The following is a 25410-nucleotide window of genomic DNA, read 5'->3' as shown; positions in this document are numbered from 1 at the left end:
ATACTTATTTTCAGTTTATTAAAAGTTATAATTAAACACCACGTTTACTTGAAACATATCTACTTTATTAATTATATAATTTGGATTGTCAGGATAATTACCACTGCCGGGCTTCCAGGTTAAAAGTAATTCAGGTTTAAACCCTTTTAGTGATTCATTAGAATAAAATACATCCAAATTGATATGTGTATAATCCGGCATCGCGTATTTGTTCAATTCAGGATCTGTAACAGTAGGTCTTATATGTCGCCCCGCACTTATTGTGGTGTTAAACACGTTTTGTCCGGAGATAATCTTTCTTTGGTAAGTAAGTACGATTGCATGGTTATTAGCAAATCCTTCGGTTCTTTCACGTTTTTGAAAACTAAACAGAAACTCTCTACCCCATTCCCTTGGGAAAAGAAACCTGCCATCCGGGAAAATATAATCATAAGCAACCATAAATTTACTCTTACCTATCTTATGACTGATCTGTAAACCGACAATATTGGATTTCGAAGACGTGAAATACCTAAGTGAATCAAAAGAATTACCACCTTCTCCAACTCTTACCTGGTTTAACCACTCAAAACTCAGAGAGGTTTTACTGTTTTTGAACTGATATGTTGGTTTAAAATAAAATGCATTGAATACATTATCAGTGTAATAATTCCATACTTCGAACTTCAAAGCTTCTGATAATTTGTGATCGATGTTTAAGATAATCAGGAAATCAGAATCAGTATTATCCTTATAACCACTTTTACTACCATCTTCATTTCTCCCAGTCGGGTATTTTCCAATCGATTCCCCAATAGAATAAAAACCTCCTGTTGACCTTGGTGAAATTTCATTTATTATCCCCATTTCCAACAGAGTCTTTTTAAAAGACTTATTCTTATACCAAATTCCCTGAATAAATGTCGGGATCATTCGCCCATCTTGGCCATTTAAGAAAGGAGTTTTGACCTTCATACGGCCTAGTTTCACATCGTGATTACTCTTGCTATAGCGGATAAATAATTCTCCCAATATTGGAATGAAGTTATCTGACGGATCATTTAAGTCATACAGTCCAAGCTCGTACCTGCTTAATTTTCCTGTGGTTGGATCTGGTTTACTCAGATCCTGAACATTAGTGTTTACAGAAAGATATCCTGCAATTCCTGCTTCAAAAGATTTGCTAAACTTATAGGTGTACTTAAGATATCCACCCAATGCCAGGGAATGAAAGTCTTTAAGACTGTCTTTATTAAAAGTACTCATATAAAAAGTTCGGAACTGCCCGGAAACATCTGATCTTTTCAGACTATCTGTGTTTTGCCCCTCAACATTTAAACTTGTTAAGAATAATAGTGAGTATATAAGTCTGGTTAATCTCATTTTTTCTTTTTTAATCCATATTGTTGATAATAATAATCAGCAATTGGTTTAAATGGACCGTATTTATGCTGTAACGAATCAAATTCATCTTCCCAGGGGCCATAAGGTGTGGAGATTGGTTTTAATTTCCTGTCCGGAAAGTCTATTTGAGTATTGTTTTTTATTGGTCTGGAATATTTATTTATATATGCAGCTACATGAATAGCCTCTTCATCACTAAGCTTTGGCTTTTCGGTTGTAGCCTGTCCAAAAGGCATATTTCCTTTTATAAATGCTGCAGCAGTTAATACCCGGTGCATACCCGCACCATTGTTATACGAATCATGTCCCCAGAGAGGTGGATATTGATACACCTTATTTTTATTGTCAATTTTTATACCTTCCCCATTATTGCCATGACAAAGCGCACATTCCTGTTCATAAATAGCCTTACCAATTAAAGTATCAGCACGATAAGATGATATTTCAATATCAGTAAAACCAGAATGTTTTTGAACAATATAATCTGATGCTCCCTCACCTAGCCATTCCATATAACTTATTATGGCTTCCATTTGTGGAGAATCTTTAGGAAGAGACTTACCATCCATGCTTCTTTCCATACATCCATTGATTCGATCTTCCAGTGTAGAAACTCTATTTTCTCTACCTCTGAATTTAGGATATCTTTTAGTGACGCCTACCCAAGAAGCTGCACCGGAACGTGTTCCATTATCAAGGTGACAACTAGTACAAGATAGATTATTTCCTGTATATCTCAATTGTTCACTTGATGCCTGAGGCCCCATATATCCGGGTGATTGGTTAATTAATAAGTAGCCATATTTAATTTCCTGACCTTTACGACCGGCAGGAAGATGTTCATCAATAGTTTTATTTTCGATGAAGGATGTTTCATTTTTATTATCAATCAAAAAATCAGGATAAAAATTCACAAGCTCAACCAAAATAAAAAATACCGACAATCCAAATACCAATAAGGACAACACGAGAGCTAACTTCCCGATGGTTTTTTCAACATTCATTTGAATAGATCTGATGGTTAACAATTATACAGGTGAAGTCGTTTTTTTATGAAACCACTAAACTTCACCTGTATTCATCGGAAAACGTTAAGTGAAAATACGATTACAGAAATGATCACTGAAGTTTCACCGAATTACTAATACAAAAGTACTTCGGTGTCTAATCAAAAAAAGTAACTAATGTCACACTCGGACATAAAAAAAGCCGCTTTCGAGCGGCTTTTAGTAATTTCAATTTCACATTTACTTCTTGACCAGCCTTGCTATCAAGGATATGACAAACAGTACAATAAAGATGAAGAAAATAATTTTTGCAATAGATGCTGCACCTGCGGCTATACCTCCAAATCCAAATAGTGCTGCGATAATAGCGATTACTAAGAAAATTATTGTCCAACGTAACATAATAGATTGATTATTTGTTTTTTGGCTTTTAAACCACCAAAATTTTGCCAATTATAGTTAAAGCCTGTTTAAAGGGATTTTACTTGCCAATAAAAGAATGTAGGGGAAAAGATTCTACACCAATCGTAGTTTTTTCGGTACAATAATATTAGCTAATTACCTTGCTAAAGTTCACAATATCATCGGGTTTACCGCAAACATAAATCACGTCTCCCCTTCTGATCACTTCCTCTGGTCCGGATTGAATAAATTCATTTTTTCTATTTATTCCCAGGATATTGATTTTAAATTTTTTTCTGATATCAGAATCAGCCAGAGATTTTCCTATTATTGATCCTGAATCTGATATAACTCTTATGGCTTCAATATTTATTTCAGGAATACCTAAAGGCCTTATTTTCTTTCTTTCTTTTTTCCTGGTTAGCAATTCATAATTGTCAGAGCGAAAAAGCTTAGCTATATTTTCCATTCTGTGTACTGGAATTAGATATCTGTGTAATGCCCTAGTAAATATTTCAATGGAAGTTTCAAATTCTTCAGGAATAACCTCATCTGCACCCAATAATAAAAGTTCATCAGTTTCGGTAATAAATCTGGTACGCACAATCAGGTGAACAGATTGTGTGAGTGAGCGTATATTTGAAACTATACGTTTGGTGGCACTGGCATCAGAAATTGCTACAATAGCTACTCGTGCTTTTTCTATTTTGGCTTTATGTAGTATAAAATCGTTTGAAGCATCACCATAAAATATTTTCTCACCCTTTGCTCTTTCTGCTTTTACAGTTTTTGCATTAAATTCTATTATCCTATATGGTATGTCTGTAAGTCGAGCTGCTCTAGCAACATTACGTCCATTTAATCCAAAACCAATGATAACAAGGTGATCCTTAAGGTCTTCAGCATCAATAATTTTCTCTTCTCTCAAATCATCAAGTCTTCTTTTTTTATGGCTCCTTTTGCCAGAGAGAAAAATGGATAATTTTTCAGAAAACATCATTACAAAAGGAGTAGATATCATCGACAGAATTGAAATAGATAAAAAATATTGATTTAACTCGGGTGTTAAAAGTCCGTTATCTATACCTACTTGTGATAATATAAATGAAAATTCCCCTACCTGAAATAATGCCAGACCACTTACTACACTTGATCTGAAAGGATATTTTAATATACTGGATGCAAAAAAGACAATAAATGATTTCAGAAGAAATACAAGAACTAGAATTGGTATTATTATCAAAATATTTTCCCAAAGAAAATCCAGGTTCAATAACATCCCGATTGAGATAAAGAAAAAGCCTGTAAATAATTCTCTAAAAGGCAACACAAGGCTTACAGCCCGATGGCTATATTCTGATTCTGAGATTATTAGGCCAGCGATAAAAGCTCCAAATGCTAGTGATAAACCAGCTTGCTCAGTTAATACAGCAACACCAAGACAAATAGTTAAGGTAGTGAAGATGAATAATTCATTACTTCTGGTTTTTGCAACTAAGTGCATCAATTTAGGAACGACATATCGTGCACTCAGTAAGGTAAAAACTATTATTATCAGCGTTTTTATCGCTAATTCTGTGATACTTCCCAGAACATTTTCCGTATTTCCAGCCATAATCGGGGTGATTAGCATCATAGGTACCACTATCACATCCTGGAATATCAAAATGCCCAGAGAAAATCTCCCATGTGGCATATCCATCTCATTTCTATCCTGAAGCATTTTGAAAACCAGAGCTGAACTGGAGAGGGAAAATAAAAAGCCTATAAAAACAGCAACCATTATATCGTTTACGAAAATGTAAACTATCAGAGATATAATGAGGATAGTTGCTAACACCTGTAAACTTCCACCCAAAAAAACGGTCTTTCTAATGGAAGCCAGTTTTTTAATCGAAAATTCAAGGCCAATAACGAACAGCAAAAATATAACGCCGATTTCTGCGAGCATTTCTACCTCTTCATTGGCTGCTACCAGGCTTAATCCTGATGGCCCTATGATTACACCTGAAGCAAGAAATCCAATTACAGTAGGTACCTTCAGGCTTTGAAATATTAGTACAACCAATACTGAAATACCAAGTAAATAAAGTATGTCAATTAGTAGAGGTGCTGCGTGCATTGGTCAAAGGAAATTATTGTATAAATTTCCATGAAGATAATCAATACTGATGATCTGAAAAGTTTTTATTCCTGGATATTTAATAATTTTTCAAGTTGTTCGAAAAACATCCCGATATCATAACCATCGGCTAAAGCGTGATTAGCATGAACAGAAACCGGGAAAGTGTATTCCTTGTCATCTTTTGTTAGTTTGCCTATAGAAATTTTCGGACAGCTATCTTTATATTTAAAGGACCTGGCGTGGCTAATAGATGAAAATTTGATCCATGGAATCGAAGAGAAATGAATAGCTTCAGGGCCTGCTCTTTCAACATCCAGACCTGAGGATTGCTTTACGTCATTAAACTCTTTTGTGGCATTGTCTGCAAATTCATCAAAGTCTTCAAAAAATTTAAGAGAGGTAAAGCCAAATGTTCGGTCATCTCTTAAAACAGTAGATGATAAACTAACAGTATTATACTTCAACACCTTATCCTCAGAGATTCTTAACCTAAAGGCATCGATAGAATTTGCAACCCGAAGTATACAATGCATATAATATAAAGAGAATGACCAGTTGTTTCGTTTACAAAGTTTATAAGCTGCAGTGCAATTCATTTCAGCTGTAAGACCAAAATAAGGCTCATCAAAAGTGTTAAAAAAGTGAAAGTGATCTTTTCTCTTCCATGTATTAATATCTACTTCAGAAAATTCAGTCATTTTTAGAGGGTCTTTTTGGGGAACTTAGTTTTCCAATTAAAAATGCTAAAATTACAGTAAGATAGAGTTGTCCTGCAACCCCTGTAAATATAGCGATAGAGCGACCAAAATTTGAAGACGGCACCAAATCACCATATCCTACTGTTGTGAGAGTAATAAAACCATAGTATAGGAACATCCCTGTTTTAGAACCGATATCATCATCTAGAATTGTTTGATTAACTGAAAAATTAAATGAATTATTATCATACAAATATCCGATACCAATCAATAATGAAATAACTATTCCTAATAATAAATAACCGTTGATGGCTTCAAAAATGACACTGGGGGTCACTTTTCGGGCGGCAGCAATTATAATTATTAAGCGGAAAACTATATAAATAAAAAAGAAAAGCTCGGCTACTGATACAATTTTGAAAAATAATGATTCGGGTATTAAACTCCCTCCTATTCTCAGGATAAACAGTGTCAGTCCGACAACAAATACTTTAGATTTTTTTGCTTTATGAATCTCATTAGTTTTATGGCTAACCACATAACTACAAAACAAAATAATGAAGGCATATGATATCCCATAAGTTCCCCTTTTAAACTCTACGGGAAGAAGATTAACGACAAATATTGTAAAGAATAGGGTTATAGCAAGTAAAACATTAACCCAAAGCGAAATTTTATATTTTTTAGCCACTATTTATTCAGCCTTTTCTATTTTTTCTTGTACTTCTTTCTTTTCCTCATAATCCAATTGGAGGTTATTTTCCTCATCATATTTAAAAGTGAGAGCAAGATCCACCAGGACAGGAAAATGATCGGAATTTATAGAAGGAAGAGTTTTTAATTTCACAAGTTGGAAATGATGACTACAAAATATGTGGTCCAGAGGCCACCTGAGTAATGGATATTTAGCATTAAATGTATTGTAAAACCCCCTGCCTCTTCTCGGATCAAGAAGATCACTTGTTTTAAGAAATAACTCAGTAGTATGACTCCATGCTACATCATTAAGATCACCTGCCACAATTACAGGTAATGACTCTTTTACTGCTTTTTTACCAACTATGAGAATCTCTGCATCTCTGTCTGTTGCCCAGGCATTTTCACTTGGGACAGGTGGTTCGGGATGAAGACAAAATAATTTTATGCGATTATATCCCAAAACTACAGTTGTTTCTATAGAAGGTATTTCATTTTTAATCAAATGATTAACCTGGGTATTTTCAAGTTTTAATTTCGAAAAAAGTAACATCCCATAAGTGTTTTCCTGATCTTCTAACACCCGTTCAGTATATTGATCTCCAATTGCCTTATCCATAGCTTCTCGCCAGTCTGCACTCGTTTCAACCAGTAAAATAATATCAGGGTCGTTTTTAGAGATCAATTTGATTAGTTTACCATATTTCTTGTTATACTGATAGACATTTGATATCAGAAGACGTAAATTATTTCTGTTGTCTTCCTCTACTCTACTTAATTGAATGGGTGAAAAAACAGTATAAGGATAAATCTGATAAGATAGAAATATAATACTTGCTGAAAGTAAAACAAGGAGAATTATATCAATGATCTGAAAATCCTTAAAATATGCAAAGAAAATACAGATTATAACCAGATTAATGACCCACTTTTGAAGTCTTGGAAATTCAAACACCCGAAAAGTCCAAAAGTCATTTCTTATTAAAGGTAATATAGTAGCAAACACCATAAGTATGGCTAAGACTCTTATTACTATCGTTAAAATTACTTCCAAAATGATTATAAATTATTTACTATAATTTCAACAGAAATTTTCTATTTTAAAAATTAATTGATGGTAGTATAATTAAATCTTTCAATATTTGCTGATCCAATTCCTGATAATAAAATTATATTTATTGAAAATCTATTTAATTAGCAGATCTCCGGGCTTTTTCATAAACAATGTTAAAGATAGAATTTTGTTAAAGTTAAGGCAGGGTAACTACCAGTTATCAAATGTAATTGACTCGAAATTTAATTTGTATATATAAGTATCGTCTGATTGATCATGCTTTTTTGTTTAATATCCAATTGTTTCTAATACTAAAATTCTCATCATTCTGTAATCATTCAATCCGATTAATATATCCTGCTTGGTAGATTTCTTACTAAGAGTAATTTCATAATTAGTCTCTATCATTATTTACTCTATAATGGTTTGTCTTATTTAAATTTTATATTTCCTGACACTTTTTTAGAAAGTTTACGACAAACACTTACCCGAATCAGTTATTTTTTAATAAAATTATTCTTATATTAAATATGACTTTATGCGCTTTTATAATGAGTCTATCACTTTAACTTAAATTTGTTTTTATATGAAAAAGGTATTTTTATCAGTCCTTTTCCTATTCGTGTGCTTTTTTTCATATGGTCAAGAAAAACCTAATATCCTTGTAATCTGGGGTGATGATATTGGCACCTGGAATGTTAGTCATAACAACCGGGGAATGATGGGATATAAGACACCTAATATTGACAGAATCGCGAAAGAAGGTGTTGCTTTTACAGATTATTACGCACAGCAAAGTTGCACAGCCGGTAGAGCAGCTTTCATTTCTGGAAGTGTACCGGTTCGATCAGGAATGACAAAAGTAGGTCTTCCGGGAGCGGAACAAGGCTGGCAAAAATCTGATGTTACAATGGCTACAGTTTTAAAAAGTTTAGGATATGCTACTGGTCAATTTGGGAAAAACCACCAGGGTGATCTGGATGAACACCTACCTACTATGCATGGTTTCGATGAATTTTTAGGTAATTTATATCATTTGAATGCAGAAGAAGAACCTGAAAACCGGGACTATCCCCGTGACATGGTATTAAAAAATGGAAAAACTTTTCGTGAAGTTTATGGTCCCAGAGGAGTTATTCACAGCTGGGCTGATGGTAATGGTGGCCAAAAAATTGAAGATACAGGGCCTCTGACAAAGAAACGTATGGAGACTATTGACGATGAAACCGTTGAAGCTGCAATACGGTTCATTAAAGAGAAACATGAAGCCGGAGAACCATTCTTTGTGTGGTGGAATGGCACGAGAATGCACTTCAGAACACACGTGAAAGAAGAGCATACGGGAATTTCAGGACCAAGTGGTAATGAGTACCATGATGGTATGGTTGAGCATGACATGCATGTTGGTGAATTACTTAAAGTATTAGATGAATTAGGAATTGCAGATAATACTGTAGTAATGTATTCAACAGATAATGGGCCGCATTACAACACCTGGCCCGATGCAGGCACCACACCATTTCGAAGTGAGAAGAATTCTAACTGGGAAGGTGCCTATCGGGTTCCGACGTTTGTGCGTTGGCCGGGTAAATGGCAGGAAGACGTTACTTTAAACGGTATTGTAGCACATGAAGATTGGCTTCCAACATTCGCAGCAATTGCCGGTAATGATCAAATCAAACAAAAACTCTTAGATGGAGTATCATTAAATGGCAGAAATTACAGAAACCACATAGATGGATATAATTTAAATGATTATTTATCAGGAAAAACGGATAAATCACCCAGAAGTGAGTTTTGGTATGTAAACGATGATGGTCAGATAGTAGCGGCAAGGTATGATGACTGGAAAGTAGTTTTCATGGAAAACAGAGGCGAGAAATTCGGTGTCTGGGTAGAACCATTTGTCGAATTAAGAGTGCCCCAGGTATTTAATTTAAGAAGAGATCCTTTTGAGAAAGCACAACATAATTCAAATACATATTATGACTGGTTACTTGAACGAGCTTTTGTTCTGGTACCAATACAACAAATGGCAGGTAATTTCTTAAAGACGATGGAAGAATACCCTCCAAGTCAATCTCCGGGAGCTTTTAATTTAAGTTCGATACAAAAGCAACTTGAAATGGGTAGAAGTCATTAAATAAACAAACGAGGGATTTGATAGACTCAAATCCCTCTATTTTTAATATGGATCGGATACTATTCTTTTTATTCTTTTTACCATGCACACTATCTTTATCAGGTCAATCCGTTCGAAAATTTGATAATGATATCTATAACGCCTATTTCGATAGCCTGGAACAAATGGATTACGATCGAATTTTACCAATATTTGGGAAACAGGCGTATAAAAGAGGCTATGATATTCAATATGCTTATGGAATAAGTGGTGTTTACTTTACTCAGACACAGGAAATTTCAATCGAAAGTACTTTATTAGGCTTTAACGATAGTGAATTAGTCGACATGAGTGATTTTATTGTTTTTGCACCCACTGTTGCTACAACTAATGCCTATACGATACGACCTGACATCTGGATCTTTCCATTTATGAATGTATATGCGATCATTGGTGGTGGCACTACGCAAACGGAAGTCACGCTACTAGATCCAATTGGTCTTAGAACCTCACAAAGATTTAATGCATCTTCTTTTGGTTTGGGAGTTACTTTAGCCGGATCCTTAGGACCTGTCTGGCTGGCCTGGGACAATAACTATAACTGGGCAGATGTAGAGGTGGTTGTGGAGCCTGTACCGGCATATAATGGAAGTTTGCGGTTAGGTCATACGTTTTTTAACGCCAACAACCCACAGAGCAACCTGGCAATATGGGCCGGCGCTTTCTATCAAATTATTAAAAGTGATACCGAAGGTAGTATTCCCTTGCAAAATGTTTTTCCAAATGCAGGCAGTGGACAAACCATTGATAACTTAAGAGACTGGGCTTCTACCCTCCCACCTGCACAAAGACTAGTCGCTAATCAAATCATCGATAAACTAGAGGATATAAGTAATGGAATAGATCCGGATAATGCTATCATAAATTATAAACTGGATAAAAAAGTAGCCAAACCTATGAATCTGATTTTCGGAGCACAATATCAATTCAATAAGCGTTGGATACTTAGAACTGAATTAGGCGTGTTTGGTAAGAGAAGCCAGTTTATGTTAAACTTAAATTACCGATTTATTGGATTTTAAAAACAATATATACTCGAAACAGTTAATAGTGATAATTAATTCTTTTAATATAAACTTTTGCTGGGTTTAATAAAAAATATGTTTATTGAATTCCTCTGGGGATGCTATTAAAGGAAGATTATTAAATCAATTATAAACCAATATAAACACCGTTATGCAAATCAAACATTATCTATTCGTCATGTTGATTATGTGTACTACTATTGCACATAGTCAGGATAAACCCAATATCCTGGTTATTTGGGGAGATGATATCGGCTGGTCTAATCTCAGTGCTTATGAGCATGGAGTGATGGCTTACCGAACACCAAATATCGATCGGATCGGTTTAGAGGGGATTATTTTTACTGATCATTACGCCCAGCCATCCTGTACTGCGGGAAGAGCGGCTTTCATTACAGGCCAATACCCTATTCGATCAGGAATGACTACTGTAGGACAACCTGGTGATGCCCTGGGTCTCCAGAAAGAATCTCCAAGCCTGGCAGAAGTTCTTCTGGCAGAAGGTTACAGCACAGGACACTTCGGTAAGAATCACCTGGGGGACAGAAATGAGCATCTTCCCACAGTACATGGATTCGAAGAGTTTTTTGGTAATCTATATCACCTGAATACTCAAGAAGAAGCAGAACAAAGAGACTACCAGAATTTTGCCAGGGCTTATGAAGGTTCTTTGGAAGAATATGAAAAGAAATTCGGAACAAGAGGTGTAATCCATTCTTTTGCCACAGACGAATATGATGATACATCTGACCCGCGTTTCGGTGAAGTTGGTAAACAACGCATAACAGATACTGGTCCCTTAACCCAGGAACGAATGAAAAATTTTGACCGGGAAGAAGTGATTCCTAAAGCACTGGATTTCATTAAAAGATCTAAAGAGGACGATGAACCATTCTTTGTCTGGTTGAATACAAGTAGAATGCACTTATATACCAGAATAGAAGATAAATGGCTTAATAAAGTAGAAAAATACACCAGTGAAGCAGATTATTATGGAGCGGGAATGTTACAACATGATTCAGATATAGGCTATGTACTGGATCAGTTAGAAGAAATGGGGCTTTTAGAGAATACCATTATTCTTTATTCAACAGATAACGGACCGGAACATGCTTCATGGCCACATGGAGGTACTACACCGTTCCGGGGTGAAAAAATGACAACCTATGAAGGTGGAGTCCGGGTACCTTGTATGGTAAGATGGCCAGGCAAAATACCTGCTCGAACTCAACTTAATGGAATTCAAAGTCATCAGGATCTGTTTACAACCCTGGCTGCGGCTGCCGGAGTAGATGATGTAGCTGAAAAAATGATGAAGGAGAAAAATCAATATATTGATGGTGTAAATAACCTGGATTACTGGATGGGAAAAACTGATAAATCAGCCAGAAATCATATTTTCCATTACTATGAAAGTAAGCTGACGGCCGTGAGAATGGGGCCCTGGAAATTCCATTTCTCAACAAAAGAAGATTACTACGCTAATCTTGAGCCACGAACAGTTCCCCTGGTTTTCAATATTCGAATGGACCCGTATGAAAGTTATGATAACACCGACTCCTATGGTCACCTGATGCAAAAAGTATCCTGGCTGATTCAACCGATGGGTGAGCTCATGGGCAAACATTTACAGACACTGAAAGAGTATCCACCTGTTCAGGGAGGTAAATCATTTGATATGTCTAATGTTGTTGATGAATTTATAAAAAAAGCAAAACAGTAAATAAAATCAGGTTAGGAATGTTTTCCATAGTTATTAGGATTGAACCACTATTCTTGATTTAGATAGTTATTAAATATTTGATAAAAACTGCATTGTGTAATTAATACCAATGCAGTTATTTCTTTATTAATCTTATAACGTCTTCGTGTTACTTGTGAGAAACCTTAACAACATATACCCTAAACAGTAAGGTGATGATGGTTTTATTTTAAGTATAAAAATAAATGCATTAACTTATATAATAGTATTTGATTCAAGTTTTGATTCTTATCCACTATCAAAACCTGGATATAAATTAAATCAATTACAAAACACTCGATCTATGAAGGCTATAAGTTATTACCTTATTGTGATGATATTCGTATTTCTTGTTTCCTGTTCAGATAATAAGGAAAACGAAGAAACAACCGAAACAACTGAGGAAACATCAGTTGATAACGAAATCAAATCAAATCCATTAAAGAATGTTTATTTTGGCAACCTTCATATTCATACGAGGTGGTCGTTCGACGCATTCATTAATGGAGCAGCTACCGATCCTGACGGTGCCTATCGATGGGCTAAGGGAGAGTCCATTCCAGGCGGTGGTGATGGAACTCCACTACAGATAAAAGTTCCTTTAGACTGGTATGTAGTTTCGGACCACTCTGAGTTTATGGGTTCTCTTCCCATGATGGAAAATTCTGAAAGCCCGGCGAATAAACATCCCCTCGCAAAAGATATTACCGGTGATGATCCGAAAAAATCTTTTGATGCTTACACAAAAATCCTTGATGATATCTCTAATCGTAGAAATGACAGCATATTAGGTGACCCTGAGCTTCAGCAAAATGTATGGACCAAAATTGTAAATATTGCCGATGACCATTATGTTCCTGGTGAATTTACCACTTTTGCCGGGTATGAATGGACTTCTAATCCTGATTGGAGAAACCTTCACAGGATAGTCGTATTTAAGGATACTGACAATGTGCCTAAGCTTCCTTTTTCTGCTATTGATTCAGATGAACCTGAAAAGTTATGGGAATGGATGGATAATCAACGTCAGCAAGGTAATGAGGTTATGGCAATTCCTCATAATGGTAATGCAAGTGATGGGTTAATGTTTCCGAACGGTGAATCATATGGAGGAAGTCAAATTAATAAGGTCTATTCTGAAACAAGAATGCGTAATGAACCAGTTTATGAAATAACACAGATCAAAGGCACCTCTGAAACTCACCCTGCACTTTCTCCTAAAGACGAATTTGCATCTTTTGAGCTTTGGGATTATACACTCGCCTCAACAGCAACACCACCAAAGAATAAAAAGGGTGGTTATATGCGTGAAGCACTAACCCGTGGATTGAAATATCAAAAAGAAGGAAAAGGAAATCCATTTAAATATGGTTTTATTGGAGATTCAGACACCCATAATTCTGCCTCATCGATAGAGGAAGATAACTATACAGGTAAATTCGGGTTTGAAAATGACCCTAAACATCGACTTGAAGGACCTCCCGGAGTAAGTGACGCAGCTGCGAAACAAGTTCGAGAATTCAGTAGCGGTGGTGTGGCTGCTGTCTGGGCAAAATCTAATACTCGTGAAGCAATATTCGAAGCTTTCAAAAACAAAGAAACCTATGCTACTTCAGGCCCACGAATGAAAGTGCGGTTTTTTGGAGGATATGATTTTAATGATGAAATACTAAATAATAATGACTGGCTTGAGCAAGCTTATTCAAATGGAGTGCCAATGGGAAGTGATTTAAAGAGTGCCTCTGAAGGACAATCACCCGTGTTTTTAATTCAAGCAATAAAAGAAGCAGATGGAGCTAATCTTGATCGCATACAAATCATAAAAGGCTGGGTTGATTTAAATGGGAATACTGTGGAAAAAATATATAACGTAGCTCTCTCTGACAATCGACAAGTTGATAATAAAGGGAATGCACCTGAGGTAGGCAATACTGTTAATGCGAAGGAAGCTAGCTACACTAATGATATCGGCGATACTGAACTCTCAACAGTGTGGAAAGATCCTGATTTTGATCCAACTCAGTATGCATATTATTATGCAAGAGTTATCCAGATACCTACACCTCGATGGAGTACTTATGATGCCAAACGGATGGGTGTAGAGCCCCGTGAAGATCTGCCGGTAAGCATTCAGGAAAGAGCCTGGACAAGCCCGATCTGGTATACCCCGTCAAAATAACATTTGATACATCTTAAGGAATACAGTCTATGAAAACAATCAGTTACTATTATATTTTCGCTATTCTCCTAATTTTGAATTCATGCTCTGGAACTGAAGAACAAGAAGAATCAACCGAAGCAACTGAGGAAATATCAGTTGATAACGAAATCAAATCAAATCCATTAAAGAATGTATACTGGGGTGATACACATAATCATACTGGTAATTCCTTTGATGTGTACTTATTTGGAACACCAAACTCCACTCCCGAAACTGCCTATCGTTTCGCAAAGGGAGAAGAAGTAGAAAGTCCGACTACGGGAAGACCAATGAAATTGACTGAACCACTGGACTTTCTTGTCATTGCTGATCATGCAGAATTACTTGGTGCAATTCCATTAATGTATGAGAATACCCCGGGAATTTCTGATTCCAAATCAGGTCAGGCCTTTTTGAAAATCGCACCAGATAAAACTGACGAGAAAGGACTTCAAAAAATCTATGATATTTTGAACTTCGCAGCTTTTGACCAGCCTAATGAGGCCAATCTGGGAAGTAAAGATTTAATTAATGATCTTGGTGGAGAAAACCGCAAAGAAGCCTGGGCGCGGTATGTTGAAACAGCAGAAGCACACAATGATCCGGGAACCTTCACTACTTTAATTGGTTGGGAATGGTCATCTAACAATAGCGGGGCTAATCTACATCGGGTAGTTTTTATGCCACAAGGTAAAGATGTTGCCGATCAGTTTTTACCCTATAGTGCATTAAGTAGTGATAATCCTGAAGACCTATGGACATGGCTCGAAGAAACCAGTAGTCGTACTGGCGCAGAGTTTGTCGCCATTCCACATAATCCGAATATCAGTCTGGGATTGATGTTTCCTGAGACTCGGCTGAATGGAGAACCAATAGACAGGGAATATGCTGAAAGCCGTATGAAGTGGGAGCGGAATGTTGAAATCACCCAAATCAAAGGTGATTCCGAAACCCACCCTGCCCTGTCCCCAAATGATGAATTTGCTGATTTTGAAACGTATGATTTTGCTTTAACGCCAGATGGCACCAGGTCTAAACCTACTGAAGCCGATTATGTACGTTCCGGCTTAAAACGTGGTCTGGAATTGGAACAAAAGCTAGGCATAAATCCCTACAAAATTGGATTAATAGGAAGTTCGGATTCTCATACCGGAATGTCATCAATAGAAGAAACAAATTTTGCTGGTAAGGGTCAGCACGATGCAACACCTTCGAAAAGACCGCATCCAACTGGTATCGGATCATCAAAAGGCTGGGATATGGGTGCTGCCGGCTGGGTTGCAGCATGGGCTGAAAGCAATACCCGACAAAGCATTGTCGATGCATTCCAGAGAAAAGAAGTATATGCTACTACTGGACCAAGAATAACACTTCGCTTTTTCGGAGGGTTTGATTTTTCAAATGATGACCTGGGGAACAATATGGTTGAAACCGGGTATGATAAAGGTGTACCCATGGGTGGTGACCTGAATCAAAATGGAGAAAAAGCACCAACCTTCATGATCTCTGCTATCAAAGATCCAAATGCTGCTAATCTGGACAGAATTCAGGTAGTAAAAGGATGGCTTGAAGCTGACGGAAGCACAAATGAAAAAGTCTATTGCCCTTTCAGACGATCGTAGCGATGGTAGTGTACCAGTGGGAAATACCGTTGATCTTGCTACTGGAAAATATACCAATACGATTGGTGACGCAGAATTGAAAGTAGTCTGGACTGATCCGGATTTCAACCCATCACAAAATGCCTTCTATTATGTTCGGGTATTAGAGATCCCTACGCCGAGATACTCTTTACTTGATGCGATAGAACTTGGAATAGATGTTAAAGAAACCAATCATCCGGAAACTATTCAGGAAAGAGTGTATAGCTCTCCGATCTGGTATAATCCAAACCAATAAAACTTAAGTTATGAGGATATCTACACAACACATTTTTATTCTTTTTCTTTCATTGACATCTATATTGACGTATTCTCAGGAAGAAGAATTAATTGATGAAAAGTCTGAATCTGAAGCAGAAGAACTAGCAAAAAAATTGGCTAATCCCATAGCCTCTTTAATTTCCATCCCATTTCAGAATAATACCGATTTTGGAATCGGTGATCTGGAAGGCACAAGAAACACATTAAATATTCAGCCTGTTGTCCCAATCAAGTTATCTGACAATTTAAATCTAATAACCAGATATATCTTTCCAATAGTTACACAATATAACATAACCGAACCCGGTAGTAAGCAAAGCGGCCTTAGTGATGCAGTTGTATCTGCATTTTTTTCTCCCAGCAATTCAGAAAAATTAACCTGGGGTGTCGGACCAGTATTTCTATTACCAATCGGATCAAATGATTATCTCACCGCTGATCAATTCGGTGTCGGTCCTACAGCAGTGGCTTTAACTCAGACCAATGGCTGGACTATCGGTGGTTTAATAAATCAAATATGGTCTGTTTCGAGTGATGAAAACAAGCCTGATATAAATCAAATGTTTCTGCAGCCCTTTATTATCTACAACTGGAAAACCGGTGCAGGACTTGGTGCAAATATTGAATGGACACAGAACTGGGAATCAAATCAGTCTACTATATGGTTAAACCCGACTTTTAGTGCAGTAAGTGCATTGGGCAAACAAAAATTTCAACTTGTAATCGGCCCTAGATTTAATCTGGATGCTCCCGACGGTGCAAGAGCAGATCTGGGAGGAAGAGCAGTTCTGATATTCTTATTTCCAAAGTAGGTTAGCATATCATTTCTAGTTATTTTAATATATCTATCAAATCAATTTATGATCATGAAAAAACTATTAAAAGAGCCATTTTTGCATTTTGTATTAATTGGCTTTGCCATATTTATAGTTTATGCTTTTACCGTTGATGAAAATGATTCGGAAAATGCAATAATCATTGACGACAGCGATATCAGTCATATGGTTTCAATATGGGAATTGCAATGGCAGAGAAAACCTACCTCAGAAGAACTCGCTGGTCTGATCAATAAAACACTCAAGCAGGAAGTTATGTATCGGGAAGCGTTAAAAATGAACCTCGATCATAATGATGAGGTTATAAAAAGAAGGCTGGCTCAAAAAATGGATTTTATTACCAGTGATGTTTCAGCGATGGTGAATAACCCAAACGAGGAAGACCTTAAAGAATATTACAATAAACATTCTGAAAGGTATATGCGTCCTGCTCAATATAGCTTTTACCAGGTCTGCTTTACCTATGACAATCATTCTGATCCGGTCACTCAAGCTAAATTAGTATTAGAAAATAATAGTGATATATCTATTGATGAGTTCACAAAATTAGGAGATCCTCTACCCTTTCCTTTTTATTATGAGAGCATCTATGCCAATAAACTGAACTCAGAACTTGGTGGCAATATCGCAGAATCAATGGAAAATCAACCGCTAAATCAATGGATTGGTCCAATTGAATCTGGTTTTGGTATACATCTCGTTTATATCACCGAGAAAACGGATCCTCAACTACCCTCTTTTGCTCAAATGAAGGATGTCATAAAAAGAGACTATGATTACGATATGGAACTGGATAGCCGGGAAAAGATATATAAAAATATCAAAAAGAGTTATGACCTCAAGCTTGAAGCCAATCTGGATAGCGAAATAAAAGAAAAGATTTTAACAGAATTCGGTAGTTAACAAAATTTGAATTAAAGATGATTAAACGATATTATTTAATATTCATTTTAATGTTTCTGCCTGGAATCCTTTTGTCTCATGAAATGAGGCCGGCATATCTACATATCAAGCAGGTAAATGAAACCACCTATAATGTTTTCTGGAAGATCCCACGTCGTGGTGATATGGTCATCCGGTTAAGTCCGGTATTTCCACAATCAGAATCATTAACTGAGATTGTAATGCCAAAGTTAATGGAAGGTGCGATGTTGTACTCATATTCATTGACCACATCAAACCCTCTTGAAGGGCAAGACCTGATAATTGATGGATTGCAAAAAACCATGATTGATGTATTGGTAAATGTAGATTACCTCAACGGGGAAAAGGTATCTTTTATGCTAAAACCTGACGATCCTGAAAAGATCATTCCCGGTAAAATGAGCACTTTTCTGGTTATAAAAAATTATACAGTTCTGGGTGTTGAACATATTTGGTTTGGTATAGATCATTTACTTTTTGTCCTGGCTTTAATTATAATCACAAAGGGATTTAAAAAGATCGTTAAGACCATAACTGCATTTACCATAGCACATAGTATAACACTTAGCATGGCTGTTTTGGGCTTTGCTAATTTACCCGGGCCTCCGGTTGAAGCTGTTATCGCTCTGAGTATCGTTTTTCTTGCAATTGAGATAGTTAAGAACGCAAGCGGACAAGAAACGATTACCAGCAAAAAACCATGGCTCGTGGCTTTTACCTTCGGCCTTTTACACGGTTTTGGATTTGCCGGTGCATTAGCTGAAGTCGGACTTCCTCAAACAGATATACCTTTGGCGCTGGCTTTTTTTAATGTCGGTGTTGAGCTGGGTCAGATAGCTTTTGTTTTAGTTGTTTTACTGGTGATCCGTGCATTGTCATACAAGAAGAACTGGCCGCTTATAATTAAAAAGATTCCTGCCTATGCAATCGGATCTATAGCAGCCTTCTGGACCATTGAGCGTATTGCCGGATTTTGGTTTTAAAAAACAAACAACTGACTATTTAAGAGATGATCAAAACAAAATCACCTTTCTTATTAATAATCAGTTTATTATGTGTTTCGTTTTTATCTATTCAAGGACAAGATGTCCAAAAAAAGGCAAAGAAATTCCGGATAATCGGTCTGCCTACTATAGACTACAACCGTTCGATTGGGTTTAAGATTGGTGCGATGGGGATGGGATTTTTTAAACTAAATGAAAAAGATACCATTTCACCTATTTCATCAGTTGGCGTTACAGGCTTCTGGTCTACAAACAAATCATGGATCGTATTACCATATGCTCAATTGTTTTTCGCTGAGAATAAATTTAGAATAAAAGCAGCTGCTGGACTGGTAGATTTCAATTTTCAATATTATGAAGATACATTTTTCCCTGGTGGGGTATTTATAGATTTTAATACAGCATCTGATTTTGCCTATTTCAATTTTGGAATCAGGTTAAGAGAAAATCTTTACCTTGGACCTCAACTTATTTTTTCAAAGCGAGAAACATTATTTGACCTTCCTGTAGAAGTAAAAAATGAGACACGCGCTTTCAATGGAATTGGAGGTGTTTTGGAATGGGATGATCGTTCAAACGTTTATAATTCTCACTTCGGATTATATGCCAAACTATCAACATTTAGTTATCGTGATTGGCTTGGTTCTGATGTGAAATTCAATAATATTCAATTAGAGATAAACAAATATTTTCCAGTTGATTCAGTACGAACCATAGCTACAAGATTATATAGTTATTTTGCTGTTGGTGATGACATACCGTTTGAAGCTCAAAGAACGATTGGAAGAACAGATATCAGAGGTTATACTCAGGGAGAATTTCGTGGTGAGCAAAATATATCAATACAAGTCGAATACCGGTTGACATTCTATAATAAATGGGGAATGGTCGCTTTTGCAGGACTGGCCCTCTCTCATGATCCTGAAGGCTGGAGCCAGCTTTTGCCTGGTGGTGGTGCCGGAATCAGATATATGATGATACCCGATAAACGGATTAATGCCGGAATCGATGTTGCCGGTGGTATTCGTGACTGGGGGATTTATTTCAGGTTAACAGAGGCATTCTAATAATACTACCTAGAACCTAAACAATAATAGAAAAGTGTCCAGGCTTACTTCATCTATAACTATATTCATTTTACCATACCCATGATCTCCTCAATATCATTTTCGTTATATTCAGGATTAGCTCCTTGTTTAGAACAGACATAAGCCCCCATGGCACTAGCAAAATCAAGTGCTTTTTGCGGATCCTCTCCCTCGTATATTTTCAAAACTAATGCGCCTAGAAATGAGTCTCCTGCCCCAACAGTATCTACCACTTCTACATTATAACCAGGATTATAAAAAAAATCACCATCAGAATATAAAACAGCTCCTTTGTCGCCTCTAGTCACACATATCTTATCTACCCCGGAATTTAATGATATATACTTCATTGCCTCTTCAATTCCTTCAAAAGGTTGCCCGTAGACAAGCTTAATAACCTCTTCAATTTCCTTATCATTGAATTTAACGAAGTCTGCTGCATTGGTAAGTCCTAACAATGTTTCACTAGTATAATGTGGTGCTCTGAGGTTTATATCCAATACATTGAATGCATCGTTATCAAGAAGTCTGATCAAGGTCTTACTACTCATTTCACTTCGAGATGAAAGGGAGCCAAAAATAAAAATATCACATCCATCAACAACATTTTTCAACTTTTCCGAAAACATAATTTCATCCCAGGCTACAGGTTGATGAATAATATACGTTGCTTGTTTATTTTCATCTAGTTGAACATCAACTGTGCTTGTCGCAAGATTTTTATTTTTCTGAATATGATCAACATTTATATCCTGATGGATAATATTTAATAATTCCTCCCCATTATGATCACTCCCAATTCCACTGATAATTGAAACATCCGCTCCAAGGCTTTGCATTGTTAATGCAACATTTAACGGGGCTCCTCCAATTTTCTTATTTCCTTCAAAAACATCCCAGAGAACTTCGCCAAATGTAACAACTTTAATCTTTCTATTATCTTTTATCATAATGTAATCCTGTTTGTATATCGGTTTTTGGTGTTTATATCAATCCTAATATAACGAAAGAACTTAACTATCTAAACAGGACATAATTTCATTTGTTTAAAGTGATGAAAGTTACTTTCCGGGATATGATAAATGGGTAATTTTCTATATATAAAAACTAAAAGCCATGGAAAGTACTGAATTAAACAACACAAATCCAATGCCCAGAATTGGTGACCTGGCTCCTGATTTTGAGGCAATGACAACAAAAGGAAGTATTAAGTTTTCTGAATATGCTAAAGATAACTGGGTGGTTTTATTTTCTCACCCTGCTGATTTTACCCCGGTATGCACTACGGAAATGAGCGGTTTTGCACAACGCAAAGATGAATTTGATAAATTAGACACAAGGCTTATCGGGTTAAGCATTGATAGCATCCATTCTCATTTAGCCTGGGTGAATAATGTCAGGGAAAATACCGGAGTATATTTTAATTTCCCGATAATCGCTGACCTTGATATGAAAGTATCAAAACTGTATGGTATGCTTCAACCAAATGAGCATGAGACCGCCGCCGTACGGGCAGTATTCTTCATAGATCCGGAAAGAAAAGTCAGGTTAATCATGTATTATCCTTTAAATGTTGGTCGAAACATGAACGAAATTTTGAGGGTACTGGAAGCATTACAAATCTCAGATAAACATAAAGTAGCCTTGCCTCTGGATTGGCAAAAAGGAGACAAAGTGATTATTCCTCCGCCAAAAACTCTTGAAGAAATGGATGAAAGGCTGGCCGATGAATCAATTGAAAAAACAGACTTCTACCTCGCTAAAAAAGAGTTGGTCTAATCTTTTTTAGCTCATATAAAGTGGCGCTTAAACGGCGTCACTTTTATATTTTAATAGACTCACTTTTTTCTGTCAATTTCAAATTCCTGTATTGCCCATATAATCAGGATAAAACCAACTCCAGTTAATGTAGGTGGAGCGATATTGTTTTTAATTCCTAAGTAGATCATAATTACAGAAATTATTAAAAGTAAAATGCTAATGAGATTAATCTTGTTTTTTCTATTCATGACAACTTTTGGTTAAGTACTTCAATAGCTAATTCTTTACTCATGCTGTTCAATGATCAAAGATCAATGTCAACTATCACTGCATTATGATCGGAGATAAATTTATCTGTTGTAGGGATTATCTTAGTTTTAAATTTTCTTAAGCTATAGGATATCAGAATATGATCTATTTGCTCTTGAGTACCTAAATAAGTATATGTATTCCTTGTCGTTTTATCATCGATATAAATATCATCTCCTGATTGAATTAGCTCTTCGTAAATATCATCAAAACCCCGAATTCTTAATATCACAGGATGACGTTTTTGACTATTTAAATCACCCATTACAACCACATGATTCCCGACTTCCAATGAATTGATAATATACCTTCTTACAATTGAGGCCTGCCCGAGTCGTTGATAATCTGATTCGGCTCCACCACGTTCTGATTTAAGGTGCAGGACATAAAAATCAACCGTATCATTATTAATTTTAATAGTTGCTTTCAGTCCTTTACTAACCCCGGTATCATCAGTTTCGTCCATATCCGGTTCAGTAAAAAAGTAGGATCGGCCGTCTAATTCATCCCAACCTTCTAAAATGGGAAATTTAGAAAGGATAGCTACCCGTTGACCAGTAATGTTATCTCTTGAAAAGCAAACAAGAGAATGAGAATAATTGGTTCCCATGCTATCGAGTTTTTCAATAAGCAGGTCTACTTCTTCCTCCTGGCCTACTTCTTGTAAACCAATAACATCAGCATTCAGGGTGTGAATATATTTAGCCACCTCAATAGTTGCCTCATTGAACTTCTTACTTCTGAATTGATCTGTCCATTGTTCGCGGACTTCCTGGGTGGTATCACTAAGTCTGAATGGCAATCCGTATTTTACGTGAATCGTTTTTTCTACCAGGAATTCACAATTGAATGTTGCAACCCGAACCTGTGAGTACAGATTTGTAAAGCACAAGATGGATATTATCACACAATATAGTTTTAATCGGCTCATCCTTATTTAAGATAATGAAAATAAGTCAATTAACTATTATTTTAGGGTAAAAATATATTCAAATTTTAGCCAGACATGGTTTTAAAGTGTTAAGAATTCTATTATAGAATCACCTACATATTTTTTAATAAGAAGCTGGCTTAAATCATTTAAAATAATATTAAAAAAGAATTCAGTTAAGGTGAATATTGAGTTTCATTAGTGTAAATTATAGTTATATAACTAATTTATTTTTGTATTTATAATAAATTCATATGTCCGGCAAAGCCTACAGACTTCCGGGGTTTTTATTATTGTTGTTATTTACTTTTCACCTGTCATTTAGCCAGGATGTACCTGATAGTTTGAACAGAAATATATCTGGAAGAGTGATAAGTTCAAGTGATAGCATAATCGTAGATACAACTCGTATTATTGAAGATGCACCATTAGATATAGGACAAGATCGAGGGTTATTTATTATTAGTGCTGATAAGAAATTACAGCTAAGAATACTCGGTTCCGTTAGGTATCATGTAGTGATGGATCAGAATAATTTAGAATCTGAGAACTCCTTTAATACTCATGAAATCCCAACTGGAGATGATAATAATCCTATATTCAATTATTCAAATCAAATCAGTCAAACCAGACTCGGATTTGAAGTTACACACAGTACAAGTTCCGGAAATGTATTTATCAGACTTGAAACTGATTTTGCGGGTGCTGATGGATTCAGGATACGCCATGCTTATGGACAATTTAAAAATGTTTTATTCGGGCAGACCTGGAGTTTGTTCTCTCATGTGACAGCGGTTCCCGCTACTGTAGATTTCGCCGGACCAACTTCATCCATAAACATCAGAACTCCCCAGATGAGATATACTTTACCCAATATATGGAATAATTATACTCTTGATTTAGGTTTAGAATATCTGGTGCCTAATATAAATCTCCCGGATAGCATAGAGGCTGAAATCTTTCAATTAACACCTGATTTTACTGCACGGATAAGAAAAAATTATAATTGGGGACAATTTCAAATATCAGGAATATTACCTGTTTTGTCAGGTAGGAATATATTTGATGAAGTCATTGTAAAATTTGGCTATGGGTTGTCTGCTTCTGTAGTTATAAATTCCTGGAAGCAAGGTAAATGGTATTTCCAATCTGTAGTTGGCAGAGGCATTTCAAGATATTTTAATGATCTGGATAATAATGTTCTGGATGTTATAATAGACAAGAATAATAAATTAAAGCTTCCTTTAAACTATGGGTTCAATGCCACCTATGAACATTCGTGGAATGAAAAGTGGCTGACAAGTTTTACATACGGAATATTACAGTTAGAAAGATTTGCAATAAATCCTGATGAATGGTATTTCAGAGGACAAACTATTAGGTCCAACACATTTTGGGATGTATCAGATGGGGCAAAGATCGGAGGAGAAATTATTTGGGGCCAGCGAACAAATAAGAACTTCGTTAAAGGAGACGCTATAAGAGTTAACGTCCTAGTTTATTACGACTTTTAACCGTATAATAATTAACTCCTGGATTTTGCATATCTTGACCTGAAATGATCATTGTCCTTAAAAACACACGCATTTATCTCGTTAATCTTATTGCCTTCCTCCTTATCCACTTCCAGTAGGTCAATTAATGAAACTCCTACATTTGGTAAAACCTTATCCCGCATCATAAAATAAACCTTATCTAACTCAGGATGAAGTAGTAAACTTTGTGTAGTTGGAGTAATACTAGAATATTTTTTTCTGTAAAAATCACACATGTCCTTCAGCATGTGATGAGGGTGTGAAAAGTCAAAATCATAATTATTTCTGACCCTGTCTATAAGACTATCAGGCATTCCATCTTGTTCATAAGATTTTGCTAATTCATGCGTTTTTTCATCTATTAGATCAAAATCTTCTAAATCAGAATTTAAAAGATCTGATTCTTTTTGAAGAAGTAATATTTTCATTAACTGCTCTATAGAAAGCCACAATAAATTACTTCCTCCGACAGTACCGCCGCGAATCCACAGGTATCTACCCTGAATATAATTTCTGTCAGCAGTAGATAACCAGTTGTTTAATACCTTGATAAAGTGTTTATTTTCAGCCATATATAAATTTAATAA

At 36.0% G+C, this 25410-nt stretch carries 23 protein-coding genes; 12 read left to right on the top strand and 11 right to left on the bottom strand.

All coding sequences use genetic code 11. The annotated features are described in order from the left end of the window. Positions 1-18 precede the first annotated feature (18 nt). From OO013_RS08505 to OO013_RS08475, 7 genes are all read right to left on the bottom strand, one after another. Positions 19-1362 (bottom strand): OprD family outer membrane porin, encoded by a 1344-nt coding sequence (locus OO013_RS08505; RefSeq protein ID WP_266056365.1) that lies wholly within the window; start codon positions 1360-1362, stop codon positions 19-21. Next, positions 1359-2387 carry a c-type cytochrome gene (locus OO013_RS08500; protein ID WP_266056364.1) on the bottom strand — a complete coding sequence of 343 codons (1029 nt, stop codon included), beginning with the start codon at positions 2385-2387 and terminating at the stop codon, positions 1359-1361. The genes OO013_RS08505 and OO013_RS08500 overlap by 4 nt, the downstream gene beginning before the upstream one ends. A gap of 243 nt (positions 2388-2630) precedes the next feature. Further along, positions 2631-2792, bottom strand: coding sequence for a DUF1328 family protein (locus tag OO013_RS08495; protein ID WP_137092642.1), 162 nt, complete (start codon positions 2790-2792; stop codon positions 2631-2633). Positions 2793-2940: 148 nt separating this feature from the next. Further along, the gene (locus OO013_RS08490) at positions 2941-4914 is read right to left on the bottom strand and encodes a monovalent cation:proton antiporter family protein (RefSeq protein ID WP_266056363.1); all 1974 of its coding nucleotides are present in this window, start codon (positions 4912-4914) and stop codon (positions 2941-2943) included. Between the two features lie 65 nt (positions 4915-4979). Continuing rightward, positions 4980-5615 carry a CatA-like O-acetyltransferase gene (locus OO013_RS08485; protein WP_266056362.1) on the bottom strand — a complete coding sequence of 212 codons (636 nt, stop codon included), beginning with the start codon at positions 5613-5615 and terminating at the stop codon, positions 4980-4982. After that, positions 5608-6306 carry a potassium channel family protein gene (locus tag OO013_RS20270; protein WP_266056361.1) on the bottom strand — a complete coding sequence of 233 codons (699 nt, stop codon included), beginning with the start codon at positions 6304-6306 and terminating at the stop codon, positions 5608-5610. The genes OO013_RS08485 and OO013_RS20270 overlap by 8 nt, the downstream gene beginning before the upstream one ends. A gap of 3 nt (positions 6307-6309) precedes the next feature. Continuing rightward, positions 6310-7365, bottom strand: a complete 1056-nt coding sequence (locus OO013_RS08475) for an endonuclease/exonuclease/phosphatase family protein (protein WP_266056360.1) — start codon at positions 7363-7365, stop codon at positions 6310-6312. A gap of 586 nt (positions 7366-7951) precedes the next feature. On the opposite strand from OO013_RS08475, the gene OO013_RS08470 reads away from it, so the two are divergent. From OO013_RS08470 to OO013_RS08425, 10 genes are all read left to right on the top strand, one after another. Continuing rightward, positions 7952-9508 carry an arylsulfatase gene (locus OO013_RS08470; protein ID WP_266056359.1) on the top strand — a complete coding sequence of 519 codons (1557 nt, stop codon included), beginning with the start codon at positions 7952-7954 and terminating at the stop codon, positions 9506-9508. Positions 9509-9555: 47 nt separating this feature from the next. Next, positions 9556-10569 (top strand): hypothetical protein, encoded by a 1014-nt coding sequence (locus OO013_RS08465; protein WP_266056358.1) that lies wholly within the window; start codon positions 9556-9558, stop codon positions 10567-10569. Between the two features lie 190 nt (positions 10570-10759). Continuing rightward, on the top strand, positions 10760-12295 hold the full coding sequence (locus tag OO013_RS08460; protein ID WP_266056356.1) for an arylsulfatase: 1536 nt from the start codon (positions 10760-10762) through the stop codon (positions 12293-12295). Between the two features lie 322 nt (positions 12296-12617). After that, positions 12618-14492 (top strand): DUF3604 domain-containing protein, encoded by a 1875-nt coding sequence (locus OO013_RS08455; protein WP_266056355.1) that lies wholly within the window; start codon positions 12618-12620, stop codon positions 14490-14492. Positions 14493-14521: 29 nt separating this feature from the next. Continuing rightward, complete coding sequence (locus OO013_RS08450; protein ID WP_266056354.1) at positions 14522-16135, top strand: DUF3604 domain-containing protein; 1614 nt, start codon at positions 14522-14524, stop codon at positions 16133-16135. Further along, positions 16101-16412 carry a DUF3604 domain-containing protein gene (locus OO013_RS08445; RefSeq protein ID WP_266056353.1) on the top strand — a complete coding sequence of 104 codons (312 nt, stop codon included), beginning with the start codon at positions 16101-16103 and terminating at the stop codon, positions 16410-16412. The genes OO013_RS08450 and OO013_RS08445 overlap by 35 nt, the downstream gene beginning before the upstream one ends. Before the next feature lie 10 nt (positions 16413-16422). Continuing rightward, a complete protein-coding gene (locus OO013_RS08440) occupies positions 16423-17247 on the top strand; it encodes a hypothetical protein (protein WP_266056352.1) in 825 nt (274 codons plus the stop codon). A gap of 54 nt (positions 17248-17301) precedes the next feature. Further along, the gene (locus OO013_RS08435; RefSeq protein WP_266056351.1) at positions 17302-18174 is read left to right on the top strand and encodes a peptidylprolyl isomerase; all 873 of its coding nucleotides are present in this window, start codon (positions 17302-17304) and stop codon (positions 18172-18174) included. A gap of 17 nt (positions 18175-18191) precedes the next feature. After that, positions 18192-19178: a HupE/UreJ family protein gene (locus OO013_RS08430; RefSeq protein WP_266056350.1), complete on the top strand. Its 987-nt coding sequence runs from the start codon at positions 18192-18194 to the stop codon at positions 19176-19178. A gap of 26 nt (positions 19179-19204) precedes the next feature. Then, complete coding sequence (locus tag OO013_RS08425; RefSeq protein WP_266056349.1) at positions 19205-20266, top strand: BamA/TamA family outer membrane protein; 1062 nt, start codon at positions 19205-19207, stop codon at positions 20264-20266. Between the two features lie 65 nt (positions 20267-20331). Here the strand turns inward: OO013_RS08425 and OO013_RS08420 are convergent, their stop codons facing one another. After that, positions 20332-21237: a carbohydrate kinase family protein gene (locus OO013_RS08420; protein WP_266056348.1), complete on the bottom strand. Its 906-nt coding sequence runs from the start codon at positions 21235-21237 to the stop codon at positions 20332-20334. 166 nt (positions 21238-21403) lie between these two features. Here OO013_RS08420 and OO013_RS08415 point away from each other — a divergent pair, with 166 nt between their 5' ends. Further along, positions 21404-22066 carry a peroxiredoxin gene (locus OO013_RS08415; protein WP_266056347.1) on the top strand — a complete coding sequence of 221 codons (663 nt, stop codon included), beginning with the start codon at positions 21404-21406 and terminating at the stop codon, positions 22064-22066. Positions 22067-22125: 59 nt separating this feature from the next. On the opposite strand, the gene OO013_RS08410 is transcribed toward OO013_RS08415, so the two are convergent. Together OO013_RS08410 and OO013_RS08405 are read right to left on the bottom strand one after the other, a co-directional pair. Further along, positions 22126-22296 (bottom strand): hypothetical protein, encoded by a 171-nt coding sequence (locus tag OO013_RS08410; protein WP_266056346.1) that lies wholly within the window; start codon positions 22294-22296, stop codon positions 22126-22128. A gap of 56 nt (positions 22297-22352) precedes the next feature. Continuing rightward, complete coding sequence (locus tag OO013_RS08405; RefSeq protein WP_266056345.1) at positions 22353-23264, bottom strand: endonuclease/exonuclease/phosphatase family protein; 912 nt, start codon at positions 23262-23264, stop codon at positions 22353-22355. Positions 23265-23542: 278 nt separating this feature from the next. Here OO013_RS08405 and OO013_RS08400 point away from each other — a divergent pair, with 278 nt between their 5' ends. Continuing rightward, on the top strand, positions 23543-24802 hold the full coding sequence (locus OO013_RS08400) for a DcaP family trimeric outer membrane transporter (RefSeq protein ID WP_266056344.1): 1260 nt from the start codon (positions 23543-23545) through the stop codon (positions 24800-24802). 11 nt (positions 24803-24813) lie between these two features. Here OO013_RS08400 and OO013_RS08395 read toward each other — a convergent pair whose 3' ends face one another. Then, the gene (locus tag OO013_RS08395) at positions 24814-25395 is read right to left on the bottom strand and encodes a hypothetical protein (RefSeq protein ID WP_266056343.1); all 582 of its coding nucleotides are present in this window, start codon (positions 25393-25395) and stop codon (positions 24814-24816) included. Positions 25396-25410: the final 15 nt, after the last annotated feature.

The sequence above is a fragment of the Mangrovivirga halotolerans genome (assembly GCF_026241165.1).
GTDB classification, from domain to species: Bacteria; Bacteroidota; Bacteroidia; order Cytophagales; family Cyclobacteriaceae; genus Mangrovivirga; species Mangrovivirga halotolerans.
Note: the sequence above shows the minus strand (reverse complement) of the source record. Positions and strands in the feature narration are given on the sequence as shown.